21 protein-coding genes are annotated in these 25,468 nt (G+C 55.8%); 11 read left to right on the top strand and 10 right to left on the bottom strand.

Annotated elements, in window-relative coordinates; all coding sequences use genetic code 11:
• Nucleotides 1-83 precede the first annotated feature (83 nt).
• The 5 genes from AC1DU9_RS15905 to AC1DU9_RS15885 all read left to right on the top strand — a co-directional run bounded on the left by AC1DU9_RS15905 (nt 84) and on the right by AC1DU9_RS15885 (nt 6,185).
• Nucleotides 84-1,220 carry an HlyD family secretion protein gene (locus AC1DU9_RS15905; RefSeq protein WP_223457411.1) on the top strand — a complete coding sequence of 379 codons (1,137 nt, stop codon included), beginning with the start codon at nt 84-86 and terminating at the stop codon, nt 1,218-1,220.
• Nucleotides 1,220-2,716: an MDR family MFS transporter gene (locus AC1DU9_RS15900; protein ID WP_223457412.1), complete on the top strand. Its 1,497-nt coding sequence runs from the start codon at nt 1,220-1,222 to the stop codon at nt 2,714-2,716. The genes AC1DU9_RS15905 and AC1DU9_RS15900 overlap by 1 nt, the downstream gene beginning before the upstream one ends.
• 19 nt (nt 2,717-2,735) lie before the next feature.
• A complete protein-coding gene (locus AC1DU9_RS15895) occupies nt 2,736-4,214 on the top strand; it encodes an efflux transporter outer membrane subunit (RefSeq protein ID WP_223457413.1) in 1,479 nt (492 codons plus the stop codon).
• Nucleotides 4,215-4,237: 23 nt separating this feature from the next.
• Nucleotides 4,238-5,188, top strand: a complete 951-nt coding sequence (locus AC1DU9_RS15890) for an aldo/keto reductase (protein WP_223457415.1) — start codon at nt 4,238-4,240, stop codon at nt 5,186-5,188.
• A 64-nt stretch (nt 5,189-5,252) separates the two neighbouring features.
• Nucleotides 5,253-6,185, top strand: a complete 933-nt coding sequence (locus AC1DU9_RS15885) for a LysR family transcriptional regulator (RefSeq protein WP_223457417.1) — start codon at nt 5,253-5,255, stop codon at nt 6,183-6,185.
• A 56-nt stretch (nt 6,186-6,241) separates the two neighbouring features.
• On the opposite strand, the gene AC1DU9_RS15880 is transcribed toward AC1DU9_RS15885, so the two are convergent.
• Both AC1DU9_RS15880 and AC1DU9_RS15875 read right to left on the bottom strand, forming a co-directional pair.
• Nucleotides 6,242-6,514, bottom strand: a complete 273-nt coding sequence (locus tag AC1DU9_RS15880) for a DUF2790 domain-containing protein (protein WP_223457419.1) — start codon at nt 6,512-6,514, stop codon at nt 6,242-6,244.
• 242 nt (nt 6,515-6,756) lie between these two features.
• Nucleotides 6,757-7,515, bottom strand: a complete 759-nt coding sequence (locus AC1DU9_RS15875; RefSeq protein ID WP_223457421.1) for a DUF899 domain-containing protein — start codon at nt 7,513-7,515, stop codon at nt 6,757-6,759.
• A gap of 84 nt (nt 7,516-7,599) precedes the next feature.
• Between AC1DU9_RS15875 and AC1DU9_RS15870 the strand changes: the two genes are divergently transcribed.
• Nucleotides 7,600-8,820: a helix-turn-helix domain-containing protein gene (locus tag AC1DU9_RS15870; RefSeq protein ID WP_223457423.1), complete on the top strand. Its 1,221-nt coding sequence runs from the start codon at nt 7,600-7,602 to the stop codon at nt 8,818-8,820.
• A gap of 35 nt (nt 8,821-8,855) precedes the next feature.
• Complete coding sequence (locus tag AC1DU9_RS15865) at nt 8,856-9,488, top strand: Vgb family protein (RefSeq protein ID WP_223457424.1); 633 nt, start codon at nt 8,856-8,858, stop codon at nt 9,486-9,488.
• Nucleotides 9,489-10,301: 813 nt separating this feature from the next.
• Here AC1DU9_RS15865 and AC1DU9_RS15860 read toward each other — a convergent pair.
• From AC1DU9_RS15860 to AC1DU9_RS15830, 7 genes are all read right to left on the bottom strand, one after another.
• Nucleotides 10,302-11,162, bottom strand: a complete 861-nt coding sequence (locus tag AC1DU9_RS15860) for a CAP domain-containing protein (RefSeq protein ID WP_477810455.1) — start codon at nt 11,160-11,162, stop codon at nt 10,302-10,304.
• A gap of 150 nt (nt 11,163-11,312) precedes the next feature.
• Nucleotides 11,313-11,942 carry a helix-turn-helix transcriptional regulator gene (locus tag AC1DU9_RS15855; RefSeq protein ID WP_223457426.1) on the bottom strand — a complete coding sequence of 210 codons (630 nt, stop codon included), beginning with the start codon at nt 11,940-11,942 and terminating at the stop codon, nt 11,313-11,315.
• A 19-nt stretch (nt 11,943-11,961) separates the two neighbouring features.
• Entirely contained in the window at nt 11,962-12,591 is a 630-nt protein-coding gene (locus tag AC1DU9_RS15850; protein WP_223457427.1) for a hypothetical protein, read from the bottom strand.
• Between the two features lie 200 nt (nt 12,592-12,791).
• On the bottom strand, nt 12,792-14,726 hold the full coding sequence (locus AC1DU9_RS15845) for a TniQ family protein (RefSeq protein ID WP_223457428.1): 1,935 nt from the start codon (nt 14,724-14,726) through the stop codon (nt 12,792-12,794).
• On the bottom strand, nt 14,719-15,651 hold the full coding sequence (locus AC1DU9_RS15840; protein WP_477810454.1) for a TniB family NTP-binding protein: 933 nt from the start codon (nt 15,649-15,651) through the stop codon (nt 14,719-14,721). Before AC1DU9_RS15840 ends, AC1DU9_RS15845 begins: the two co-directional genes overlap by 8 nt.
• A 4-nt stretch (nt 15,652-15,655) precedes the next feature.
• Nucleotides 15,656-17,575: a hypothetical protein gene (locus AC1DU9_RS15835; RefSeq protein WP_223457432.1), complete on the bottom strand. Its 1,920-nt coding sequence runs from the start codon at nt 17,573-17,575 to the stop codon at nt 15,656-15,658.
• 303 nt (nt 17,576-17,878) lie between these two features.
• A complete protein-coding gene (locus AC1DU9_RS15830; protein WP_223457434.1) occupies nt 17,879-18,601 on the bottom strand; it encodes a Tn7 transposase TnsA N-terminal domain-containing protein in 723 nt (240 codons plus the stop codon).
• A gap of 1,734 nt (nt 18,602-20,335) precedes the next feature.
• Between AC1DU9_RS15830 and AC1DU9_RS15825 the strand changes: the two genes are divergently transcribed.
• On the top strand, nt 20,336-21,214 hold the full coding sequence (locus tag AC1DU9_RS15825) for a hypothetical protein (RefSeq protein ID WP_477810453.1): 879 nt from the start codon (nt 20,336-20,338) through the stop codon (nt 21,212-21,214).
• A gap of 348 nt (nt 21,215-21,562) precedes the next feature.
• Here the strand turns inward: AC1DU9_RS15825 and AC1DU9_RS15820 are convergent, their stop codons facing one another.
• Nucleotides 21,563-22,216 (bottom strand): hypothetical protein, encoded by a 654-nt coding sequence (locus tag AC1DU9_RS15820; protein ID WP_223457438.1) that lies wholly within the window; start codon nt 22,214-22,216, stop codon nt 21,563-21,565.
• A gap of 823 nt (nt 22,217-23,039) precedes the next feature.
• Here AC1DU9_RS15820 and AC1DU9_RS15815 point away from each other — a divergent pair.
• The 3 genes from AC1DU9_RS15815 (at nt 23,040) to AC1DU9_RS15805 (ending at nt 25,386) form a co-directional block, all read left to right on the top strand.
• The gene (locus tag AC1DU9_RS15815) at nt 23,040-23,189 is read left to right on the top strand and encodes a hypothetical protein (RefSeq protein ID WP_223457441.1); all 150 of its coding nucleotides are present in this window, start codon (nt 23,040-23,042) and stop codon (nt 23,187-23,189) included.
• A 277-nt stretch (nt 23,190-23,466) separates the two neighbouring features.
• Nucleotides 23,467-24,291 carry an inositol monophosphatase family protein gene (locus AC1DU9_RS15810; protein WP_223457443.1) on the top strand — a complete coding sequence of 275 codons (825 nt, stop codon included), beginning with the start codon at nt 23,467-23,469 and terminating at the stop codon, nt 24,289-24,291.
• A 645-nt stretch (nt 24,292-24,936) separates the two neighbouring features.
• The gene (locus tag AC1DU9_RS15805; protein ID WP_223457445.1) at nt 24,937-25,386 is read left to right on the top strand and encodes an antitoxin Xre/MbcA/ParS toxin-binding domain-containing protein; all 450 of its coding nucleotides are present in this window, start codon (nt 24,937-24,939) and stop codon (nt 25,384-25,386) included.
• Nucleotides 25,387-25,468 lie beyond the last annotated feature (82 nt).

The following is a 25,468-nucleotide window of genomic DNA, read 5'->3' as shown; positions in this document are numbered from 1 at the left end:
CCTTACGACATTTATTGACCTGCGGGCCGCCGGCGCTTGTTGCCGACGCCGGCCCGATTACCCGGCTAAAGGTGAACTCGATCATGACCAAAGCGTTCGATATCCCGGCTTCGCAGACCTTCGAGCACCCAGGCCCAAACCCGGCTGACTCGCGTATCGACAAACCACTGAAACAGAGGTTGCGCCCCTGGCTGATGGTGGGTGTTCCCATCCTCTTCGCAGCGTTGGGCTATGCCCACTACGTGTCGGGGCAGGCTTTTGTCTCGACCGACAACGCTTACGCCCGGGTGGCGAAGGCGTCGATAAATGCGCGGATCTCCGGGCAAGTGGTAGAGATCGCCGTCGAAGACAATCAGCCGGTCCACAAGGGCCAGGTGCTGTTCCGGATCGATCCGAAACCATTCCAGATCGCCGTCGACCGCGCGCAAGCACAACTGGGCGTGGCGCGCCTGCGTATCGATGGGCTCAAGGCCAGCTATCGCCAGCAACAGGCGGAACTGCAATCGGCGAAAGAGTCGGCTGACTTCGACCAAAAGGATTTTGCCCGCAAGAAAGCCCTGGTCGCCTCCGAGTTCGTGTCGAAATCGATTTACGAACGGGCCGACACCGACGTGAAGGTGGCGCGGCAACGGATTGTGTCCATCGAACAACAGATCGCCAGTACCGTAGTCGCCTTGAACGGCAATCCGGACATCGATGCCGATAGTCACCCGACGGTTCGCGAGGCCAGGGCGCAGCTCGACGAGGCGCAGTTGTACCTCTCGTACACCACGGTGTATGCGCCGCAGGATGGCATCGTGGCCAAGGTCGACGACCTGCAAGTGGGCAACCATGTGAACAACGGCGCGCCGGCTTTTGCCTTGCTGTCCGGTCACGAGATCTGGATCGAGGCCAACTTCCGCGAGACCGACGTGACCCACATGCGCCCGGGCCAGGAAGCCACCATCCGCATCGATACCTACCCGGATCGGGTGTTCAAGGCCCACGTCACCAGCATGAGCCCGGGGGCCGGGTCGGATTTCGCGCTGCTGCCGCCGGAAAATGCGACCGGCAACTGGGTCAAGGTCACGCAGCGGGTACCGGTACGGCTCGAGCTCGACGAAGTGGACCCGACGCTGCCGCTGTTCTCCGGGACCAGCGCCACGGTGCGGATCAATACCCGGTTTCAAAGCCCCTGGTGGCACCCACTCAAGGCGTTACTGACCGCAGGTAACTTCTGATGAATACCCAATCGATGGTAAGCCCCGGTGGGGAGGGCGCGCGCTCGCTCAGGTTCGCCGCCTTGCTGGCGACCTACATGCAGTCGGCGAACCTGCCGCTGCCGAACGCGGCACTCAGGTTGATTCAGGGCAGCCTGTCGATGAGCGACGATCAGGCTGGGTGGATTTTCACCTCGTACCTGGCCGCGAGTGCGATCAGCATGCCGGTCGCGCAGTGGCTGGCCGGGCGCTTTGGCTTGAAGTTCGTGTATCAGGCGGCGCTGGCGGTGTTTGTCCTTGGCTTGTTGCTCGCCACGGCAGCGACGACGCCACTGGAGTTCGTGGGGGCGCGCATCATTCAAGGCATCGCCAGTGGCGTGCTGGCGCCGCTGTCGATGGCGATTGCCATGGAAACCTTGCCGCTTCAGAAGCGTGCAACGTTTGGCGCGAGCTGGACCGCCATTGTGCTGTTCGGCATCGTCAGCGGCCCGAGTATCGGTGGCTGGATCGCCGAGCATTTTGGCTGGCGGCCGATGTTCTACCTCAGCGTGCCACTGTCGGCGTTTATCTTCCTGGTGGCGGCGCTGTTGCTGACCGAGAAGAAGGCCGAGAAACCTCCGGCGTTCGATTTCTTCGGCTTCGGCACCTTCACCCTCGGCCTGATCAGCCTGCAAATGTTGCTCGACCGGGGGGAGCGCCTGGACTGGTTCGCTTCGCCCGAGATCTGGCTCGAAGCCGTGGCGGCTGCGTTGGGGGCCTACCTGTTCGCGGTGCATGTGCTGACTTCGAAGGTGCATTTCCTCAACAAGCGCCTGCTCAAGGACCGCAACTTCGTGTTGTCGACGGTGATCTTTTTCGCCCTCGGTTTCGTGCTGTTGTCGACCATGGCCCTGACCTCGCCGATGCTGGACGAGATTCTCGGCTACCCGCCGGACACCACCGGCGCCTTGACCATTCCCCGTGGGGTGGGCCTGGTTGGCGCTTTTCTGTTGATGGGGCGGCTGCCCGAGCGCTTCGACCGGCGCCTCTTCGTGGCGGCCGGTATCGCCATCGTGGTGTATGCCAACTGGCTGATGCTCGGTTATTCGCCGCTGATGGACGAGTGGCCCGTGGCTGTCGCCGGTGCGATCCAGGGCGCGGGCCTGGGCATGTTGATGCCCGCGGTGAGCAAAGTCGCGTTCAGTACGCTCGACCCCACGCTGCGCCCCGAAGGCACCGGCCTGTTCAACCTGGCCCGGGTCTACGGCAGCACGCTGGGCGTGGCGATCGTGCAACTGTTCTTCTTCAACAACACCCAGGCGCTGCACATGGCGCTGGCCAGCCACCTGACGCCGTACCGCGCCGCTGCGCATTCGCTGACCTCGGCGCCGTTGCAGGTGCTGGGCGGGCTCAACGAAATGATCACCGGCCAGGCCGCGTTCATCGCCGTGATCGACCAGTTCAAGATCCTGATGGTGGTGATGCTGGTGGTGAGCCCGCTGGTGTTGTTCCTTCGCAAGCCCGTTGCGGCCAATTAGTGTTCGTGGAGAGTGCCAAATGAATTCTTATGCGCTGGTCATCAACCGCTATCTGCTGCAAACGAAATTCGCGGCGTTGTCGCTGCTTGCATTCCTGACGGCCTGCACCGTTGGCCCCGACTATCAGGCACCAGCGGCGAGTGCGTCGCAGCACTATGACCCACAGGCCGAGCAGCGTCTGGCCCAGGGTGGCAACCCTCGCATCAACCTCGGCAGGAAGGTCAGTGGTGACTGGTGGACGGCCTTTCGCTCGCAGAAGCTCGACCACGTGGTTCGTCGTGCCATCGACGGCAACCTGGATCTGGTGGCCGCCGATGCCACGATCCGGCAAGCCGCGTCTTCTGTGGCTGCGGCGCAGGGTGCGCTGTATCCGCAGGTCGATTTCGCTGCCGTGGCCGGTCGTCAACGGCTGCACAACACCAGGGAACCCTCCATCGCCAATTTCTATGCGATTGGGCCGCGGGTGGGGTTCGACCTTGATGTGTTCGGCGGCAACAAGCGATTGGTCGAACAGCAGCAGGCGTTTACCGAGCTGCAAAAACACCGTTACGAAGCGGCGTACCTGACGTTGACCGGCAACGTCGCCAGCCAGGCGTTGCTGGTGGCCTCCGCCAACGCACAGATACGGGCCGTGGAAAAGCTGCTGGCCAATGACGCGAGGAACCTTGAGCTGGTGCGCATGGCCCACCTCAATGGCAGCACCACGCAGATCGATGTGTCGCTGGCCGAGACCCGTCTCGCCCAGGACCGCACGCTGTTGCCGCCCCTCGCTCAGCAGCGCGATGCCGCACGCCACGCGCTGTCGATCCTGACGGGGAAGGGACCGGCGGACTGGATCGCTCCTGACTTCGACTTGGGCGAGTTTGCCTTGCCGTCGAACATGCCGGTGAGTCTGCCTTCGGAAATGGCCCACGACCGGCCGGATGTGCTGCAAGCCGAGGCGCAACTGCACATGGCCAGCGCAGCGGTGGGCGTGGCGACGGCGAATCTCTATCCCCACGTCACGCTGTCCGCGTCCCTGGCGCAGGCGGCTTCCGGTAATGGCGGCGCGGCACTCTGGGGTTTCGCGGCGGGGCTGGCCGGACCGCTCTTTGATGGCGGAACGCTCAAGGCCGAACAACAGGCAGCCGTCGATGGTTACAAGGCGACGCTCGCCGGTTACCAGCAGACGGTCATTACCTCGTTCGGGCAGGTCGCCGACACCTTGCAGGCGATCAACCATGACGCCGAGGAACACCAGGCCCAGACCGACGCATTGCGCGCGGCCGAAACCAGTTTGCAGTTGAACCAGCAAGCCTTCGCGCAAGGCGAGAACAGCATTCTCCAGGTCCTGGAAGCGGAGCGTGCCTACGAGCAGGCACTGCTGGGACAGATCCGCGTGCAAACCGCGCAGTACCTCGACTCCGTGCAGCTGTTCATTGCGCTGGGCGGCAACTCCGTCGGTGCCTTCGAGCAACGCGTGGCGTCCGGCGACGGGCAGAAACCTTCGTATCAATAATGGCTGCGGCCTGGAGTAATGACATGACTTATGAAGCCTTTCACGACGGACTGCGCGATACCGGATTCCTGCTCAACCATGGGGCGGTCGAGATGCCGGCGGTTGGGTTCGGTACGTTGTTCCGCGATCTCGCCACCACGACTGAAGCGGTGAAGGAGGCGTTGGCGGCCGGTTTCCGCCATTTCGATTGTGCCGAACGCTATCGCAATGAAGCGCAGGTTGGCGTTGCGCTGAAGGAAGTGCAGGAGGTTGGCAAAGTCCGGCGCGAAGAGCTGTTCATCACCACCAAACTGTGGAACACCAACCATCGCCCGGAGCGCGTCGAACCCGCGTTCGAAGCCAGTTGCCAACGCCTGCAAGTGGACTACATCGACTGCTACCTGATCCACACGCCGTTTGCCTTTCAACCCGGCGACAACCAGGACCCGAGGGACGAGCAGGGCAACGTCATCTACGACAACGGCGTGACGTTGATCGAGACGTGGCGGGCGCTTGAGCGGCTGGTGGATGAGGGGCGGGCCAGGTCCATCGGTGTGTCCGATATCACGCTGCAGGCGCTGAAGGCGCTGGTTGCCGACGCCCGGATAAAACCCGCCGTGGTGCAGGTCGAGTCCCACCCTTATTTGCCGGAGTGGGAGTTGCTGGAATTCTGCAAAGAGCACGGGATTATCCTGCTGGCGTTTGCGCCACTGGGGCATGGCATGGAACCGAATGTGCTGCAGGACCCGGTGCTTACCGGCATTGCCCGGCGTGTGCAGAAAACCCCGGCCCAGGTGGCGCTGGCCTGGTCGGTACAACGTGGGGTGGCGTTCCTGACCACCTCGGCAACGCCGAGCCATATCCGGGAAAACATCGATATCTCGACCTTGCCGCTCAGGGCCATGGTGGAGATTCAGCAAGACATCAAAACCCGTATACGCTTCAACTCGGTGGTTGAAACCGGTGTGCCTGGATTCATTCCGCGCAAAAAGTAATGCCTGACGCCAGGGCGGTCTGTCATAAGGCCGTCCTGTTTGCTGACCCCTTGAGGTGAAAACGATGGATGTGTTCCAGACCATGCGCTGTTTCGCGGCGGTCGCCCAAAGCGGCAGCTTCACGGCAGCGGCCGCGATGCTGGACACCACCACGACCAACGTTTCAAAAGCCGTTTCCAGCCTGGAGGCCCGGCTGCAAACGCGGCTGATCAACCGCACCACCCGGCGCCTGGCATTGACCGAAGCCGGCGTGCGCTATTTGCAGCGCTGCGAGCGGATTCTGCAGGACATACGCGAGGCCGATGAAGAGGCGGGCACGGCTCAGGTCATGCCCGCCGGCCGGCTGAAAATCCATGCCATGTCGGCCATTGGCAATCATTACGTGATCGGCGCCATTGCCCGCTACCGGGAAACCTATCCTTCGGTTCTGTTTGACCTGACCGTGACCAATCGGCTGCCGGATTTGCTGGAGGAAGGCTATGACATGTCGATCGTGCTGGCGCGGGACCTGCCCGATTCCGGGTTTGTCGCCCAGCGGCTGGGTATCACCTACAGCATCCTTTGCGCCTCGCCGGTGTACCTGAGCAAACGAGGGATTCCCGAGTCGCCGGGTGAGCTTGGCGGCCATGATTGCCTGCGAATCGTCAACACGGTCATGCCGGCGCAGAACTGGGTATTTGAAGGCCCGCAGGGGATAGAAACGTTCAGCACACCGGTGTCGCCCTTTCACGTCAACACGGCTGACGCCATGACTTTCGCGATCAAGAACGGGATGGGGATTGGCATTCAACCGATTGCTTCGGCCGTCGAGGGCCTGCGGGCGGGGACTTTGGTGCGGGTATTGCCGGGGTATCGGCTGGAGGAGCTGAACCTGTTTGCGATCTACCCGTCACGCAAGTTCGTGGATGCTAAAATAAAAACCTGGGTGGAATTTCTGAAGCATTCCATTCCGGGTTTGCTTGCCTCTGATGAAAAAATTGTCGGTGCATCTGTGTAGCGATGTGGCTGGCGCTGTACGCATGGAGTGTCGACCCTCCATCGTCCATACAATGTTCAACCGTTCGAGCATCCGGTGCCCATGACTTGATATTCAATGGTGCGGCGTTGACCCTGGGAATCTTCGTAGGTCATACGCGCCGGGACCGGTCCGCATTCATCGGCGACTTCCGATACTTCGATGACGCGCTTGATATCGAGCCTGGTGCCGTATGTGTAGGTTTCAAGCGGCGTTTGGCCGGTGGCGGCAGTGGAGTGGTTGTCGTCTGCAAAGGCCTGGGCACCGGCGGCGCCAAGGGCAACAAAGAGTGCGATGTTCAACAGTTTCATGATCTTCACCTCGTGGTTGAAGCGTTGTCCTGCAAGGGTGTTCAGCCTTGTGAGCGGGTTGCATCTGATTGGGTTTGCTCACTTGGGTAGAGCCGATATTAGGCGTTTGGCGGGGGCGCAAATATCGGCTCGCGGGATAAACACTGTTGCCGGATCGCTCATGAATCGAGGGGAATTCGTAGACGGCGCCGGTGGACAAACCGGCGGACGTCTTCATCGGCGGTCAGTGACACCGCTGGCGCTCACTGGTACTCATCATGCCGACGCCACCAGGGCCCCGTTTCATTGCGCCCCTTGGGCGCGCGGTCGAGCCATTGGTACATGCCCCACAATCCGTCCAGGCCCCGGGCGTAGGTGGAATAGGTGTGATAGATCTCGCCGTCTTCCAGCACAAACGTACTCAGTCCTGGCCTGTCGCGGGTATAGGTCGGCGCATCGGTGCCACAGGTCGCGGCGAACTGTTTCACCGGTTCCGGGATCTGGCTGGCGTCCATCGCATGCCCGCCGCGCTGATAGTTGTACTCGACCAGCCCTTCACGCTGCTGCGCTTCGGTGAAGTAAACGTTGAAGTCGGCGGTGAAGTCGCTGTCGGCGGCCGAAGCCCAGGGGAAAGTCCAGCCCATTCGGCGCTTGTAGGCCTGCAGTTTCGCCAACGGTGCGCGGGATATCGCCATCAGGGTCACGTCGTGGTTCGCCAGGTGGATGACAACGGGGTCGAAGCCATCGGCGATGGCTGAGCAGGACGGGCAGCCGGCTGTGTAGTCGGGCCCGAACATGAAGTGGTAGACCAGCAGTTGCGAGCGCCCTTGAAAGAGCTCGGTCAGGGTGGCGCTGCCGTCGTCGGTATCGAAGCGGTACGTCTTGTCGAGGCGAACCCATGGCAATGCCTGGCGTTGCCTGGCCACTTCATCGCTGCGCCGGGTCAGGGCCTTTTCCGCTTCGAGCAATTGCAGACGTGCTGCCAGCCATTGTTCCCGGGTCGCGGTATTGTGCGTGTTCATCGTTATACGCTCCTGGTGAAAGGTCGTGATTTAGACTAAACCCGGGTATCGAATGAGGGGAGTGACAAGTGTGGCGGGATTTCGATGGACTCGATGATCATGGCAGCTGCCCATGCGCTGGCCGCAGGGAACCCGCTGGGCGCGCTGGACCGTGTGGCCTTGCGCGACGATGCGCCGGCGCTGGCCCTGCGCGGTATCGCCATGGCGCAACTGGGCGATCTGGTGCGGGCCCGGGTGCTGATCAAGCGTGCGCAACGGGCCTTTGCGCCCAGGGAAGTGCTGGCCCGTGCGCGCTGTGTGGTGGCCGAGGCCGAAATCGCCCTGGCTTCGCGGGAACTCGGGTGGCCGGTCAAGGCGCTCGAAACGGCGCGGGTCACCCTCGAACACCACGGTGACCGGGTCAATGCCGCCCATGCGCGGTATCTGCAAATCCGCCGGTTGCTGCTGATCGGTCAGCTCGATGAGGCGCAGCAGCTACTGGCCGAACTCGATCCCGGGCCATTGCCGCCGGCATTGCGTGCGACCCATGAACTGGTACTGGCGGGTATTGCCATTCGATGCCTGCAATCGAACGCGGCACGGGACGCGTTGACGAGGGCCGGGCAAGCGGCCAGTCAAGCGGGGATTGCCGCGCTGATGGCCGAGGTCGAACACGCTGCGCGCCTGCTCGATGCCCCCGCGGCACGCCTGATTGCCCAGGGTGAGGTACGGCCGCTGTTGCTCGGTGAAGTTCAAGCGTTGCTCGGTTCCACGTCGCTGGTGGTGGATGCCTGCCGGTACGCTGTGCGTGGCTGTGGCATGTCGGTGTCGCTTGCGACGCGGCCGATTCTGTTCATGCTTGCCCGCGCATTGGCCGAAGCGTGGCCCGCTGACGTTGCGCGGGAAACCCTGATCGCCCGGGCGTTCCGCTTGAAGCTCTCGGATGAATCCCATCGCGCCCGGCTTCGCGTGGAAATCGGCAGGCTGCGTCAAGCACTCAAGCCCTTGGCCGGCATCACCGCGACGGCTCGCGGTTTTGCCCTGCAATCACCGGTGTGTACGCAGGTGGTGACACTGGCGCCGCCGGCCGAGGAAAAATTTGCCGCGGTATTTGCCTGCCTCGCCGATGGCGAGTCGTGGTCGAGCTCCGCCCTGGCATTGGCGCTGGGCACCAGCCAGCGCACGGTGCAGCGGACACTCGATACACTGGCGGAGGAGGGCAAGGTGCAATGGTTTGGCCGTGGTCGCGCGCGGCGCTGGATGACGCCGCCCGTACCGGGATTCGCGACGACCTTGTTACTCCCGGTGCCGCCGCCCGGTGGCTAGGATGAACGCCACCAACCCCAATGAGGAATGCCGGAATGAAACACGCAACTGCTGAGATCATTCGTGAATATGGCCCGTTTGCCGATGTCGATCATGTGTGCGGCGTCACCTGGGACGGCGAAAAGGTCTGGTTCGCCAGCAACAGCAAAATCAACGCCCTGGACCCGGAAAGCGGCAAGGTGCTGAGCTCGATCGATGTCGCTGCCCATGCCGGCACCGCGTTCGATGGCGAGCATCTGTTCCAGATCGCCGAAGACCGCATCGACAAAATCGACCCCCGCACCGGCCGTATTCTCGCCACGATCCCCGCCCCCGGCGCAGGCACCGATTCGGGACTGACCTGGGCCGAAGGGACGTTGTGGGTGGGCCAGTACCGCGAACGCAAGATCCACCAGATCGACCCCGAGACCGGCAAGATCCTGCGCACCATCGAATCCAACCGTTTCGTCACCGGCGTGACCTGGGTGCAAGGTTCGCTGTGGCATGGCACCTGGGAGGGCGACGAAAGTGAACTGCGGCGCATCGACTCGCAAACCGGTGAAGTACTGGAAAGCCTCAAGATGCCGGAAGGCGTCGGCGTGTCGGGGCTGGAGTCCGACGGCGGCGAGCGGTTGTTCTGCGGTGGTGGCGATAGCGGCAAGGTGAGGGTGGTGCGCCGGCCTTCGTGAGGTGCTGCAGCAAGGTCACCAGATACAACCTTTGTGGGAGCGACGGTGCGGCGATCCGACCTGCTCGCGATTGCAGAGTGTCAGGCAACATCAATGTTGACTGATTTGACGCCATCGCGAGCAAGCTCGCTCCCACAGGGTTAGTGGGTGTACGCAATATCTGCGAGCAACCGAAATCACTGTGGGAGCGAGCTTGCTCGCGATAGCGGTGGATCAGCCGATATCAATGTTGAATGTGCTGGCCTCATCGCGAGCTCGCTCCCACAGGGTTAGTGGGAGTACGCAAAATCTGCAAGCAACCGAAATCACTGTGGGAGCGAGCCTGCTCGCGATAGCGGTGGGTCAGCCGATATCAATGTTGAATGTGTTGGCCTCATCGCGAGCAAGCTCGCTCCCACAAAGGCAACTGCCTTGGCGAAATTCATCCATTAGAGTCATTTGCGCACCGATAGTATTTTTGTTTCCTGCCATGTTTTCTGCTGGTCGAAATCGGTCTAAAAGCCCGGTTGGCAATCGTGTCTGTTTTGCTATCCTCAACCTTGTAGGTGAAGACGCAGACTGATGCGCAAAAGGATAGCAAGGAGACGTGGGGCGCGTTCCGAAGGGTACACGGTTAGAAAGATCCCCGCGCTGGGATCCAGCCCTTATGCCGTGTGAAGCAGAAGAGTTCCAATACAGATTCACGGCTCTTTTGTGGGAGGCCTGATAAACCTTGTAAGCCGGAGACCAGCGCCGGCCACCTACTTACACTCACCCGCGAAGCCCGCCCAGTGCGGGCTTTTTAATGCCCGCAAGGTGGGTCTGGTCAGCGGCTCAGGGCGCGCCAAACAGCATCGTCCAGTAAACACCGTTGTCGCTGCGGGCGTTGGTGGCATAAGCGGCGCCGACCTGGGTGAACATCGGGTTCATCAGGTTGGCGCAGTGCCCGGGGCTGGYGAGCCAGCCGGCCATGGCCTTGCTCGGTGAGCCTTGCCCGGCGGCGATGTTTTCACCGATCTGCCGACCACGGTAGCCGGCAGCCTTGGCGCGGTCGTAGGGCATGTCGCCGTCAGGGTCCTGGTGGGCGAAATAGTTGCCGTAGGCCATGGCCTTGCTATGGCCCTGGGCTGCGGCGCCGAGGGAGGCGCTCCAGGTCAGCGGCCGCGCGACCCCGAAGCGCTGGCGACCACACAGGCGCGGCCTTGCCCGGGCGGCATTGACCTGCGCCAGCAACGCCTGTGCGGCGTTGCGTGGATCGCCGGCCTGCCCGTCGAGCACCGGCCGCGCCAGCACCACTTGCCACTCACTCCCGGCGCGGCTGACGCCGATGTCGGCGTATTGATTGTCGAGCAGTGCGGCGCAATGTTCGTCCTGGAACATATCGAACGCTTCTTCGGCATCCCGTGCACCCACCACGCGGATAGAGCGCACCATGGTTGCCTGATAGCCGGAAGCCTTTAACCGGTCCCGCAACCCACCGCCCACGCCGACGGGCAAGGCCAGGTTCGACTTAAGCGTCAGGGGTGATAAACGTTGTGTCGGTCGTCGGTCGCAGCGTTGCGGATGGGCGCGATAGTCGTTGATGGCGTCGACCAGTTGCCGTTGCCCATCGGCGTGGGCGGGGCTGGCAAAAACCGGGAGCAGGGAAAACAGGCACAGCGAAGGAAAGCGCAAGGCAACGGCGGTTTGGCGCATGGGACGGGCAACTCGGATGAGATGACGATAATAGGAGTGGGGGGGAAGCGCTGGGTATGACTGGTGTCTCGACACAAGGTTCACGGCGGACAAGCGGCGGCCTGTCGTCCAGCCGAGGCGTGCGACGAAGGGTAAGGAGTGGTGCGTCGTTTAAACGGGATCCTGGTTCTCGCTCGGTCGTAGCCTGAAGCGACAGACATGCCCGCCACGCACCATGCATTCGCTGTGTTCGACTTCACCGCCGCCCAGCGTGCCGATCAAGGCCAGGTCCAGTTCGCAGACCACCGGGTGGGCGGCGGCCAGGCGATGGAATACGCAGTTATGCGCAACGATTTCCGGGGTGCCGCCTGAGCGAAAAAACACCTCGGCTTCGTAGCCCGTCTGGTTCATGTGCTGGACGATCCTGGCTTCATCCACGACCTGTTGTTCCAGGTCCGAAGCCAGCTTGCGGCCCATGCTGCGCATCAGCGAAGCCAGGGCTTCGGGACCGATGATGGCGGCGACTTCATCAATCAATATGCTGGCCAGTAGCTGATAGTGGCGAGGGAACTGCTCCCGCGCGTGGTCGGTGAGCCGATACAGCTGCTCCGGACGACGACCCGTCGGCCGGGTGTCGCCGCGCAGCACCAGGCCGTCACGCTCCAGCGCCGCCAGGTGTTGGCGGATCGCCGTGCGCGTGACGGCCAGATGTTCAGCCAACTCGTCAATGCTCATGCCGCCCGCATGGTGCAGCAGCGCATTGAGCAGGTCTTGCTGTGTTCGGCCCAGTCCTTCCAGCATGGGATACCCTCGCGCGATATCAGAATTTGTCAGGGAACTGCTTGACCAGCGCGGCGGTCAGCGCGTCGGCCAGGGCCTGGATGTGCGTGCGCATCATCGCCCAGGTGCGGGCTTCGCCGGCGTAATCGTGCGCGGCAAACGCATCGATCTGGGCGACGTGGTGACCGCCATGGGCCGACAGCATGTTGACCAGTGTGGCTTCAGGCAGATTGGGGTTGGCGGTGGCCAGGAAAGCCGCAATCGCCTTGGCATTGCTGGTCAACTCGGTGACGGCAGCCTGCTTGCCCTTGGCGTCTTTSGCGACGGTGGCATCGCTGTAGTGTTTCACCGCGCCCCAGTGACCGGCCAGCAGCTTGAGCAGTTGATCCGCYGCCGGTTGGCCRTAGAGCGGGGCGATGCTGTTGGCGATTTTGGTSGCGTTGTCGACGACCTGGTCCGCCGCGACTTTGGCTTGCTTTTTRTCGGCGGATTGATTGGCCAGCGCGTAGTTTCTGATCCAGAAAATGTGTTCGACCCAAAGGTCACGCTCGGCCAGGCGCGTGGTCAGCGCGGGGCTGTCGACAGCGGCAGGCGAGGCGGCGGGCGTTTGGCTCCAGACCGGTTGCGCACAGAAAGCCAGCAGGAGCAAAGCCAGGGTTTTGATATTCATCGTTGAAAACCTTTAGATGTTGAACCCGATTAACTGGGTAGAGCCACTCTAGTAAACAAAAAGTCATAGACTTGAAAATTATAATCATCAGAAGGCGAATTTTTCGGATATAAACTCAGCAGATAACGAAATCTGCAGCCTATCGGTTTCGACATAAGAGGGGAACGACTTTTTGGGGGAGAGGTATGACGATGTGCCGGTCAGGGAAGGTTGTCCGAGAGTGAAAGTATGTCCGAAAGACAATATAGTTTTACTGACGGGCAATACGCGGGGTGGTCGGTGGTAATAGGCTTGATTAACTTTTTTTCAATCAGGCGCTTAAGGCCTCCAGAGGTCAGATTAGCCAATAACCACGCTTTGTACTGGGGGATATACATTTTTAACTGGCGCTCTATTTCCTTGGCAATACTGGTACTATAAAATTTCTGATTGCCGATAAATAACGGTTTTGTATCGTGTTTAACCTCGAAGCGCCGTCTTAAAACATGGGCGTTAGTGTCAAGTTTGGTGGCGAGCTCATAGTGAGTAAAATGGTCTTTGCGCCATTCCATGAGTAACTTAAGGGCCGCGTCCGGATCAGTGAAAGAATTGGTTTTAGGGATGTATAGTGACGTAAGTTTTGGGATTGTGTTTGACTGAATAAGCAGAATTAATGATTTTCTTTTAATGTTTATTAGTGATGCGAACTCCAAAGTCGTGTGTTTTTTTCTTGCGCGTAAGATCTTCAAGTCATCGTGGCGAGATTCTATGGATTTTTTTATGTCCGACGTAATTTGTTCTCGACTATAAAGATAGGGGAAGTTGTCGTGCGGCGGCATAATGTTATTTTTAAAGAGGATTGACTTGATGGCTTTGCCAGTTATTCCAAATTCTCTGGATAAAGCCGGGGTGGTGGTGAATTTTTGAGCAAATAATTTAAGGCAATCTTTGTGTATGAATTTTGCGCGAGATTTTCCTCGAGTGATTTTTCCTAGGATAATCTCTCCTGGAATGAATCCATTTGAAACAAGTTCCTCGACTTGGTGTGGCAGAACCCCCCAGTTAGATTGGATTTTATGTAACGATTCATAATCTTTGCGTGTATATCCGGTAGGGGTTTCTCCTCTAGTTCGTTCTTGTTTAAATTTGTTTATAACCTCACACATTTGATCCTTGTGGTAAAAAATTCTGTTGGCGATACATATTTTTTGAAATGAATGATTTTTTATAATGGATCGTGTGGTTTCAAGTGCGCCGACAGCGCCGAATGAGGATTTTAATTCGGCAAAGCTGAATGCGAGAGGTTTGCAGCAGTTATGCACAGTGCAAGTGTGCGATTGGGATGAATTATTTTTCAAATAATCCAATGTTGTGCTACTGATCCATTGATCATGGCTCCGAATCCATGAACTTAGCAATGTTTGTGTCGGGAAGTTCGGATAGCTGTTGGTTAGATTCGTAAGGTAAGAGATAAAGAATTTTTTATCCTCTTTTCCTATATTCACCGCCGTGCTGATTGCGCAATTAGTGTCGGGGTCGGAAAGAAGTTTGTATTGCATGCAATCAAGAGCAGCGAACGTTCGGGTGATTGCATCTTGGTTAAGGTTTAGAAATAATTCTAATAATTCTATAGTGGCAGTGTCTTGGGTGGGCGTGGCTAACGCGTTCCGTAGGTCAAATTGACATTTGCAAAACGGTCCATTGGTGTATGACCATTGATATATCCTATCACATGAGGGGCAGTTGCTTAGGTAAAAGAGATGATGGTAGGGGCATACAGCCACATAGTCGATATCTTGGATAAATCGCCAGTATCCTTCCGCTAAGCAGGCCGGACAAAATCGGGAGTGATGCCGACATTTTCTGAAAGGGATCTCAATTTTTGCAATTATGGTGTTACTCAAGCCCGTCGCTAAAGGGGATGAGCGCTTATAAAATACGCTTTGAGAGGCGAATGGATTTTCTTCATTTTTTAAGAAGAAATCGCTTATGACTTCTCCTTCGAATAAGTTTTTAAAACTTATAAAGGCATCCACACCAAGTGCTCGCGAAAAGCTCATTACATTGGTATATCCATTAAGGAAAGCCGTCCGTGAAACCAGGCTAGACGGGCTTTCATGCGGGTAGGGCCTAGGCCAAAAAGGTAATTCATGCATCTTTCAGTTGCTCCATAAGTGTTTGAATTGTTCCAGCAGATACTTCAAAGGGATTTGTATAAGGTTCGACACCGTCGTTTAGTAGCCGCGCCGCCGTTGCACAATCCGAAATTGTGACTTCGTCGCCTTTCCGGGTTAATACGATGTGCATAATCTCATAAAGTAGTGTCCGTAAAGACCGCATATTCCCAAGTGTGTGCAAGTAGAACGCACATGAGATTTTGCTGTCGGTAATGTGTAACGGTTTGGAGAAATTTCCGATTCTGCTCATTTCAGTATTCAATTTGAGTAATACCGCCATGAAAATTGAATCGTACTTCAAGTTGCTCAGTCTGGCGCGATATGGATAGCGACCAGCCAGTTCTTCGTGCTTGTCTATCAGTGACTCTGCGCTGGTTTTTCCTGAAAGAATAATCGGGATGGCAGTGCTGTTAGCCACGTGTTTTATCCACTTGCATACATTCTGCCACGTCTTTACAGCACTTGGGTTCAGGAGGTCGTGCACCTCGTCGATAATAATGAGTTTGGTTCCACATGTTTTCAGCAAACGGAAAAGCCGATTTTGTAATGTAGCGAGTTTGGCTACAGGAGGGTCGTCTCCAAGCGCCTTGAGCATTTCGGTGCACAAATCTATGATTGAGTACGTGGCTGGCACAGGACAATCAAAGGCGAGAACTTGTTTGAACTGCCCACTTTCAAGAAAGACTGTGCGCTGTCCACCGACCATATTGATTATCTGCRTACAGGCGGTACTTTTCCCCGTTCCTGGGTCACCCAATAAGAGTGCGCAACAGGGTTCCTTTCTCAACCGCGTGGCTTCCATGCCGTGAAGCAATTTTTCGATGGCCGCAGCATATTGAGGGTGCATAATGATAGTATTTGAAAACTCGATGATCTTCGATTCCATGGCAATTGATAGTGTCATGAGATTAACTCCCGATAACGTAGGTAGGCAGATTCTGTAAGGGAAGGCTGGCAAAATCGGTCGGCAACTTGGCAGGCGCGGGTGCGTCGTTTTTGCCTGTGGGTCGCGAAGTACGCGACGAAAGCCCGAGTTTTTCCGCGGCCACCAACAGTCGTTTATTTTTCCGCAGATTATGGCGAGACTGAGCTGTTGAGTTGTGTTTTATTTCCCAAAGTTCATTGTAGATTTTTAACAGTGCTTGACGTGCGCGGCTATCATCGAACTTGATTTTGTTTTTTTTGAGGTCATCCAAAACAAGCTGATGCGCGTACATGGTCAAGTTGTTTTGGTAGGGGGCTGTCGCAAAGGCTTCAACTAATTCAGTGGGTTTATCCGGGTGACAAACCCATACGCGTGAGAGGTCGGTTATATCTATGTAGACAATAGCTTTTCGGCTCTTGCCTAGAGCGGCTGCAATCGCGGGCAGGCTAGGGCCGGTCCATGAGAGAGATTTGTGTGTAACCCTTCCACCGTTTATTCTTTTGTATACAACCTGCCGGCATACGCTCTTCAGTGCATCTTGGGTGTAACGTTCCGGTGGCAGTTGGTCCAATGATTCTGTCAACCACGCTTGATGCGGTGATGTGTGTATGGATTGGTGGTATTCTTGGTGATAAACTTCATTTATGAAACAATCAAAAAGTTCATTCAATTTGCTCATCTGTATGCAGGCGCCATCTTCGGCTTTGTAATATTTGCCAATAACGGGGTTTGATCCCGTGGAGCCTTCCATTGCGTGGATGAGTTGACTGTTAAGCGTACCAAAAAATCGTTCAACAATTGCTTTGGCGTTCGGCGTGCGGGGTGGTGCATAATGAATTTTTATGCAAAGCAGATCACCAGAATTTTTGACCGTTTCATTTGCGGCTTCTGCACCATTATCGACGGTAATTTCGATCGGGCGACCACCGAAGTGTTCGGGGTCTTCACACGAAAGTGCCATCCGGAGCGACTTCAGGAATTTTTCGGCACACGGAGGTGTCAGAGAAAGTTCATATCCGATGACATAGCGCGTGGAGGTTTCAATCAGCAAGTGTAACCATGGTCGTCCAAGCACTCGTCTCTTTTCATCAACCACGATAATATCCATTTCGTGTGAGTCTCCTTCGACGAGTCTTAGTAATAGTCGCGAAATTTTTTGTTTCGTGCTGTAGTTGTTGACCCTTTGGGCCTCCTGTTTTCCGAGTTGTTCAACATCTTTATAATATTGATTGATGCGGTTGATCTCGCGAGATACGGTGGAGAGCGAGGGGGTACTGATTTTAATTAAAGAGTAGCTGCTCCGGTCCTCATTTTCGTTATCGATGTGCGCCGTAATTAGCTTGTGAAGGGTTTTGATCGTAGGATGTTTGGGTTGTAAATAAAATTTATAAATAAATGTTGAGATAATGTCGCGTGTTTCATTGTTGAGTTGCTTGCCGCGAGGGAGAGTGCTTTTTCGTTTGATCAGCGAAAATGGATTGAAATTTGACTCGCGGTAAGTTCTGACCCATGAGTAAACGCTGGTGTAGCAGGGAGGCTTGTCGTCCCCATAGCATTTCGATAACCGCTCTACCTCTGCCTCAACGGCATCATGAGGCAGAGAACCTTGAAAGCGCTCCGTAAGTTCTCGACTATAGTATATTTTACGTAAATACTCTTTCTTCTGGGCCTGGGGCATGGTGTGTAAAACAGCCTCGTACGATGAATCAATTGTTGCCATTGCATGCAGGCGCACTTCTCCTTTCAGTAGAAGGCTATTCAGCAAATCCGGCGTGAAGAATAATATTGTTTTGTATTGGACCGAGCGCATTGTAATCCGAGTGTCTTCTGTTGAGACCACTTCGTAAATTTTCCCGTAAATGTTGTATTGGCTGCCGGTCTTGATTGTCTTGATGCTGCCCATAGATTGCAATCCTCAGTTGGGGCAAAATACTATAAGCGTGGCTTCAAATTATTTTAAACAGTATAAAATTTCACTAAATTTGTCGGAGTGGTTGGCTCTGCCGTATGTTAGGGGTTGTATGCTCAGTGATTGCTTCCCTGATGAAGTTATGCAAGCTATGTATGAAAGTACTAAGGGAGTGCCCGCCGGCACTGTCAGGCGGGTGGTCAACTCTAGTTAATGGCGTATTGGCTTGGAATTTTGCATTTATCGCCTACCACAGGTAAATCGGCTATACATAAATTTTGGTGGAACGGCATTTCTTTAGATGTCGTGAGAGGAAATCGATTGATCAAAACAAACTAAGCTTGGCCAGTTAGGGTTGTGTTCTTCATGTTTGACCTCACCGGAAAGCGGGGTGTGCAAGTTGAGCATGCTAGTGAGATCACAATTCAGTTTTTGTTGAAAAATGGCAGCACACACAGCTCTCATTGAGGGCGCTGGATTGTGCGCGAGCAGTAGAGAGATTGTCAGTGGCCCGTTCCATGTACCAAGGCATTGCATGAGTTGCCGCAACTCAAACGCGGTGACCTGATGAGAGCGCGAATACAGTAGCCCGAGATTGTCTAGAGTTTCGTCAGTAGGAAAGTCGGAAAGGACGAAGACTTCAAATCCGTAACCTAGCGCGCTGGCTGTGGCCGCAAAATTATCTAAAGTGCGCTGGTAGGAACTGGTCTGATCCGAATACCCTCCTTTTATCTCGATAAAATAACTACGGTCGTCGCATTGGATAAAAAAATCAGGTGTATATGTATGTGATTTGTTGCCGTCATTATAAGTATGGCTGACTGGCTGGATGTAATACTGAATGACTGCAGGCAGGTATTCCAAGATCAAGCACATGTCGGCTTCATTATGACTTTCGCAGATAAGCTGGGCGTGATTTTTTCGCGATGGAAAATAGACTAGCGACTTTCCATAGCGGTTTTTACGCACGTCACGCGCCGGTGAAGAATGTGACGGAACCCAGTTTTTATCCAGCATCATGGTAGCCCTTTAGCTTGGCCATCATACGCCAATCCCAATGACGGTCAGCGTATGGAGAGTATGAACTTGATAAGGATTAGGTCAAACTGCTCGACTCGCTTGAGTGGTTTTTTGTTAACGTATCTAACTCCCGTGTTGATCGAGAGCATTGCAATAAAAGAACACCATTACTTCGACAGGCGAGACATAGCCAGCTGCAATGACCGTACGGTTTGATTTTTCATAGTAGTTCTAGTTTCAGGGCGCGCAGTCCTACCCGTTGGACCCGGAATTTTAACGAGGGATGGAGATAAGCCTTGGAGCGTGTAACGCGAAGCTGAAAGAGGGTGGGCTGGAATTGTATTGCGATTGCGAGTAACACAGGGACGCAACCATATACAGCTTTTCTGAACAAGAGCTACTTCATAATCGGTACCGCGGTATCTATAGCGCTGAGTAATGGGGCACAACATGGACACGTCGCCTGGCACTTTCTTAAACGTGGAGTTCAAGGCTTCGAAAGTGGCCTGCGTCAGTGTTCCGCCTTGTTTGAATTGCCACGTGAGGATATGGCAAAAAACGCTTGTTGACACAGTTGTAAGGTAGTGCGGAATACTCAATCCGTATTTGGCCCATCTAGAAGTGTCGTTTAAAAGATCAGTCTCGATTTTAATGGTTGCAAAGGCAAGATTTGATCGGGTGCCGTGTGTGCGAGTGGTCAAAGCAGGTTCTGACTGACCGAAAAGCTTTTGGTACAAGTGCGAGAGGCGAGGCAAGAGCGAGGAGATAAAAGATGTTTTGCCTTTCACTGCACATTCAGCGTGCTGATGCTGCCGGAACCGTTTATCGCAAGGACGGAGGTTTTTCGACCGTGCCGTAGGCGCAGGGGATAACGGACGCTTAGGGGTAAATGGGTGCAATGTTTTCTGCACAAACCGCTTTTGAGACTGAATTAATCGCGTCGTCTTCATCATCGTTCTCCGAACTAGCTGTAGATTACGATCCGCGCTCATTGATTGTCTGATAGGGGGCTGAGCAGAGGACCAGCCTTCGCCTGCGTCAGTGTTGGACCGTTCAGCCTACTCACCACATCGATATCTAACTTACGCTCCCGCTCATAACTCAGGTCGCGCGGAGGTGGCAGCTTGGAACTATCGCGGAGACTAAGGGTGAAGGGCTTGGGGTTATGCTCGCGCGTTTGTCCTCCGGCGTCGAGGTCACTGATGAAGAAAATCTATGAGTCGGATAATTTAAAAAATCATCTAAATCAGGTGGTTAAATGGATAGGTTGCTAGCTTATGTTATCGCATAAGATTATAGATTTGTTCTATTGTGAGTTTTGACTTTTCTAAGCAGCAGATCGCTGCGCTCTCGATTGCCTAAACGAATGATTGTCACAGCCTAGTTGCCAATCACTGATAAAATAAAAATCCCAGGCCCTACAATTGGTTGGGCACTATTCTCGGCCAGGCTTACACAGTCTGGGCCTTCAGCCAGAGCTTATGAATAGCGAAAGGCGAATTAGTAAAACGTCTGAGTCGGGTAACGGTTTTGAATTTCACGTAATAACAAAGCAGGCTTTAAAGAGAGGTGTTGAAAAAATTTAATATTATCAATCGGTTATATTTCTATCAGGGCTTGAATATTTCGCATAGGATTTCTCTATTAATATTTTCGACAGGGGCATGGCGTATCCTAGCGTTGTAGCTCAACTACAATTTAGGTAGTAGCACTACAGATTGTTCGAGGTGTGATATGCCAGCTCGCCGGGAGCMGTATATCAGCATCGCCAAACTTCGTGGTATGGCCTTTGCGATTTCAACTGCACAGGCTATAGGTTGCGAATGTACCGGCGCGGCGGTCGCCGCCTCGCTGGCTAAGCAGGACATCACGTTGCTTGCTGACGCCGCGGTACCGCAAGAGCTACGTAGAGCATGGCGACGTCGTTTTGAGGGGGCGGAGGCGAGTGTGGCCATACGCAAGAACTTGTACGAAGTTTACCCCGCCCTGCGCATGGTTTATGACAATGTGCTGTGGTCGGCGTTGGATCCTCATTTGCGGGTGGATCAAACTGAGGCACAACTGTTTGCCTTACGCCTGAACGGTCGACCGTTGCCTGGCTATTCTCCAACAACACTCAGAGCCCTATGTGGGTGCCCATGCTGGCAGCGACTAGGCATCTTGATTATGTTGCTCCGCAGTCTAGATAACCGCTTCTATCTGGAGCGGCTATGGTTGCAACGAAAGTTTACTCACTATTGCGTGCTGGCCTGTGCGAGGCCGATTCACCGTCGCTTTGCTCAGCTGCTCTACCCATTGATAAACGAGCTACTTTGCTCCGGCCAGTTGGGTCAGATTTATGCTTGGCCAAGGGATCTGACGGCATTTGAGCAACGTGTAAGTGACCAAGCAAAACTGGGACAGTGTCTTATCGAGCGTGGGTGGGTTCGATGCTGGGATGAGCGCTGCGTACTGTGGCTTTGGGTGCTCGGCGAACCCCGGCAGGGCATGTTGATTCGAGAATTACTTGCCGCACCTGTAGAGCAGGAGGTAGAACGGCCCAGGCGAATTTATACGCGCACGGGCCGCGTATTACGCCAGCAAGCAGACCTGCGATTGACCTTCGCTACTTGAGGGTCGTCGCATCAGATGCATTTCATGTCGGGGTGGCATATCTTCGGATTGCGACTCAGCTTGCAAGAGCAGGGTCTGCAGATGGTCACGCAAATCGTTTTGCAGTTATTGCATTTGCAAGTCGTGGGTGGTGACGGCTTTTGTCCTCGCGTTGCCGCAGGCGTTTTTGTCTGTATTGGTCCAGCGCCTCGCGAGCGAGCCAATGTTTTTCTTTGCAATTGGATTTGGTTCTCCCGCTGCTGCAACATGTGTTGCACACTCCGCCACAACAGACAAATGCGTTCGGCCGGGTGGATCGACTACGCGGCCATAACGCACCTGCTTACCTCGTACCCGATTGTGAGGCTATCAACCAGGTAGTTGCCACGCCACCTCTTCCTGCGCTGCACTGTGCACATGATCCGGTAACGTTCGCAGCAGGTCTTGCGGACGCTTGCCTCCCAAGAAGTGATTGCTTGATGCGAACCAGAACGCCATCCCCCAACAGTCCTTTTTTGCGCTTAGCACTTTGACTACCGCGCCGAATTCGGTGGTGGGGTGCTGCTTCGTTGGGTCGCCAAACGCGAACGCTGGAAAGTAATCCTGGCTCTGGTCGCTCAATTTGATGATACGGCCTTCGCGCAGCCATTCCGCTAGTCCTGCCGCGAGTGCGGCAGGCGAGAGCCCTGTGAGTTGGGCTAAGCCCGCCGAAGTTACCCACTCACCGCCTTGCAGGATCAATTGCTGCGCCTCCGCCAGCATGGCCGCCTCCCTGAATAACGTGTGCGGGTTCAGTGTGCCGGGAGCGCTGAGGCCCGAGGCAGGCTCCTCTGAATCGGCCGCGGCCATGGGCAGTGCGCCGAGAAATACACGGTTCAAGATCTCGAGGCAGTCGAGGTATACGTTTGTCGCGCTCCCGCTCATTGCCGGCAGTTCGATGTGGAGGTGAATGCTATCTGCCTTTTTAGACGTCGGTGTGTGTCCCTCTGAACCGCGGTAGACCTCGATTTTCTTGGTTGCCATGTTACCTCCTTGAACGCCGGCATTAAGGGCTTGCCGACCGTAACGATAAGCCTTTTAGCCGTGCACGGGGTGTTGGCGCTGACGCAAGGTCGACCAAGGGCAAAGCCGCCCCGGAATGCGTCAATCGATGTTACTGCCTCAGCCGCCATAATGGTGTTTTTGTCTCTGTCCAACTGACGTCGTTTAATATCGATCTGGGCGCACGCGTCCGCTAACGCCGGCGCGCTGATCTGCCGGCCGGTTGTTCCGATCTGCGAACGTACATACCATTTGTCGCATCGAGCTCCTATCGCTTGGCAACTTTGCTGGCGCAGGGGGGTGACGACCAAGTGTGCGTCCGGGGGATTGGGCTGTAGTGGGGCAGGGCCAAGCGGTTTTTTTTGCTCAAGGAGAAGCGAAAATAAGTGAAGACCTTCAGTCTTACGAGCGTTGCTCGCTGGCCTGTATGCCCTGCAGTTACCGGAGCGTGGTCAGAACAACAGGTGAAATAACACCGGAAGGGTGTAGCGCTTTCTAACCGGTGCGTGCGTCGTAAATTCACCGAGCGAGAGCGGGCGATTCAGGGTCATGATCGTCCGAAACGCTTGCGGGCTACCAGCCGCGCGGCAATCCGACCATCGTGCAACCTAACTCTTCGTTCAGCTAATGCCTAGGATTTTAGGCGCAGCGACAGGCTTAACCCAGTAGCGCCTAGAATCCTGGACGTTATTAACTTGTGAACTCGTTGTCGCCAACCCAAGTGTTGAGGTGGCGTGCATGCGTTGAGGTCGCAGCATGGCGTGAAAAGGCTACGCTATATCGAGATACAGTCAGGGTATCGGCCATGCGTACCACCTACAGCAAAAGCCAGGATCGCCGGCGGATGCGTCGTCTGCTGGTGTTAGTTGCGCAAGGGCATGCTTTCGTCATCACCCAGCATGGCAAAGCGGCTTGTTTACTGGTCCAGGTCGAGGCACAAGGGCGTACACATTGAACAGTGACTCGACAATCCTCACCCCTCGAAGAGGTTGTATCTTGATGTCAACGCAACCCTTTCGCAGCGGTTACGCTGGCCAGGTAACAGCATTCAGTCCAGGCGTAGATGGAGGGCGAGGCCCATTGTCGTCCTGCGGCAAGTGGCGCGCACGAGTTTTGAGCGATGCTGTTGCCCGTCTGACTGACAGCTGATTAGACGGCTGAGGGGCTACTCGCTTCGCGCCTCAGTCGAGGTCCCTCGTATTACCCCATCCAACTTCAAGGCATCCCATTTCGTGCAAAAGATCAACCTTGAACCGCTGCTCACCCAGACCATTGAGATCGTTATTCGCGCCGGCGAGCTGCTGATTGCCGAGTGGGCGAGTGTGGACGGGCCACGGGGTCAAGGTGACAAGGCCGCCGTAGACGAAGAGATCGAACAGTTTTTGCGTCCGCATCTGCTGCAGCTTTTCCCTTGCGACTTCTGGGGAGAGGAAACCGGGCATCGTCTAACCGGCCATCCATGGTGCTGGGTCGTTGACCCGAACGACGGGACCACGGACTTCCTCAAAGGGCTCAAAGGCTCAGCCCTGTCCATCGGTCTGTTGCACAAACAAACGCCGGTATTAGGTGTGGTATATGCCCCCGTCACCGTTGAGGGCGCCCCTGATTGCATTGCTTGGGCAGAAGGCATGGCCGAGGTGAGCCGCAACGGACAATCGGTGCTGTCACAGCTTTCTACCAAAACCTTGTCGAGCGGCGAGTTCGTGATGGTCAGTGCCGCTGCAATCTACAAGCCTGAGCTCAACAGAGCCCTCTGCCAACCCAGCACCTTTGTCGCAATGCCATCCATTGCCTATAGGCTCGCCAAAGTCGCCGCCGGTGAGGGGGTCTGTGGCATCTCGCTTTATCCAGTTTCTGCACATGACGTTGTCGCAGGCCACGCACTTTTAAGAGGAGCTGGCGGCGTTTTACTCGATGAGCGTGGGCAAACGATTACCTATGTAACTGAAGACAATATGCAAACGGTTTCACAACGCTGCTTCGGTGGTGCAGTGTCGGCGTGCCGGATCCTGCTCGTCCGAGAATGGGGTCGCATTTTCACGGACGTCTCCAACTGAGAGCAGTTGTCGGACTCAATTCGAGCAACCCGCATYGTCATCTCATTGGCCGCTAACTGCGCACAGTCCGACGGGTGCTAAATTGGCAACTCTGGACTTGCATTTTTCATCCTGTTTTTAAACATGGAGCTTCAGGTCCGAAGCGGGCGTCTAAGAGATGCGCGGCCCACCCTGAACAGATAGTGCGTGATATCTTTTGGACGACGGGAGTAGAGACTGCAGAAATCCAAGGCACTCCGCTCATTGCTTCACGTCTGCCAGGGCATAGACATGCGTGACTCACTACGAGAGCCGTGATGAAAGGTAAGCGCAAAGTCAAAACGTACCAATGGCTCCTCGCTGAGCAGTTTCAGCTCGAAGCCCAAGCAGCGCTCAGGGCGCGCACCTGTGCAAGTCGATTCTTGGACATCGCACTGTCGGCGGGTAGAGACATGGAACCGGTCGGATTGCTGGCAGGTAACCGGACTGCCACATCGACCTGAATTCACCCCCTTAGGCAGCCAGCAAAAGACGTTTACCAATTAAAAGGGGCCCCGGTCTGAGCATTAGAAAAGGTGACCACCGTGGATTTCCGACCACCCCATCTTCACACTGAGTGAAGATAGCCGAAGCTTTAAGCGCGATGCCAAACTCAAAAGGCGAATCATGTTTGCTGAAGTCATGCGCAATGATGTTTACCGAGCCTACCGGGTCCGGCTGGAAATGTTTTTACCTATTCCCACCGATGCCTCTGACCTGGACATCCATGCGTTGATCGAGGCGGGGTTCTCGCCGGGGAGTATTAAGACGCTCTGCGACTTGGGGGTATTCAGCCCTGACGCGTGCAACCACATCATTTCGCTCAAGGCCCTTAAAACCCGCTTGACTCACGGTCAGCGCCTGAGCGTGGCTGAGAGTGATCGCCTGTTTCGTCTTGCGCATATCACGGCCATGGCCCAGACGGTCTTTGGGGACACCCACAAAGCCCAGCGATGGCTGAGCAAATCCAAGGCGCGCTTTTCAGGTGAAAATCCCATTGCACTGCTCTCCACCAGCCCGGGCACTCGCTTGGTTGAAGAATTGTTGATTGAGGTCGCAGAGGGATTGGCGTTTTAACGGTGTTGCTTGTCAGAGCTTTTACAGGGGGGCACAGGACCCGCCTTGGTAGCAACACCGCATGCGCCTAATCTCCGGCGCC

It is taken from the genome of Pseudomonas sp. P4_C1 (genome assembly GCF_056402155.1).
The sequence above is the reverse complement of the archived record's forward strand: the minus strand, read 5'-3'. Positions and strand labels throughout refer to the sequence as shown.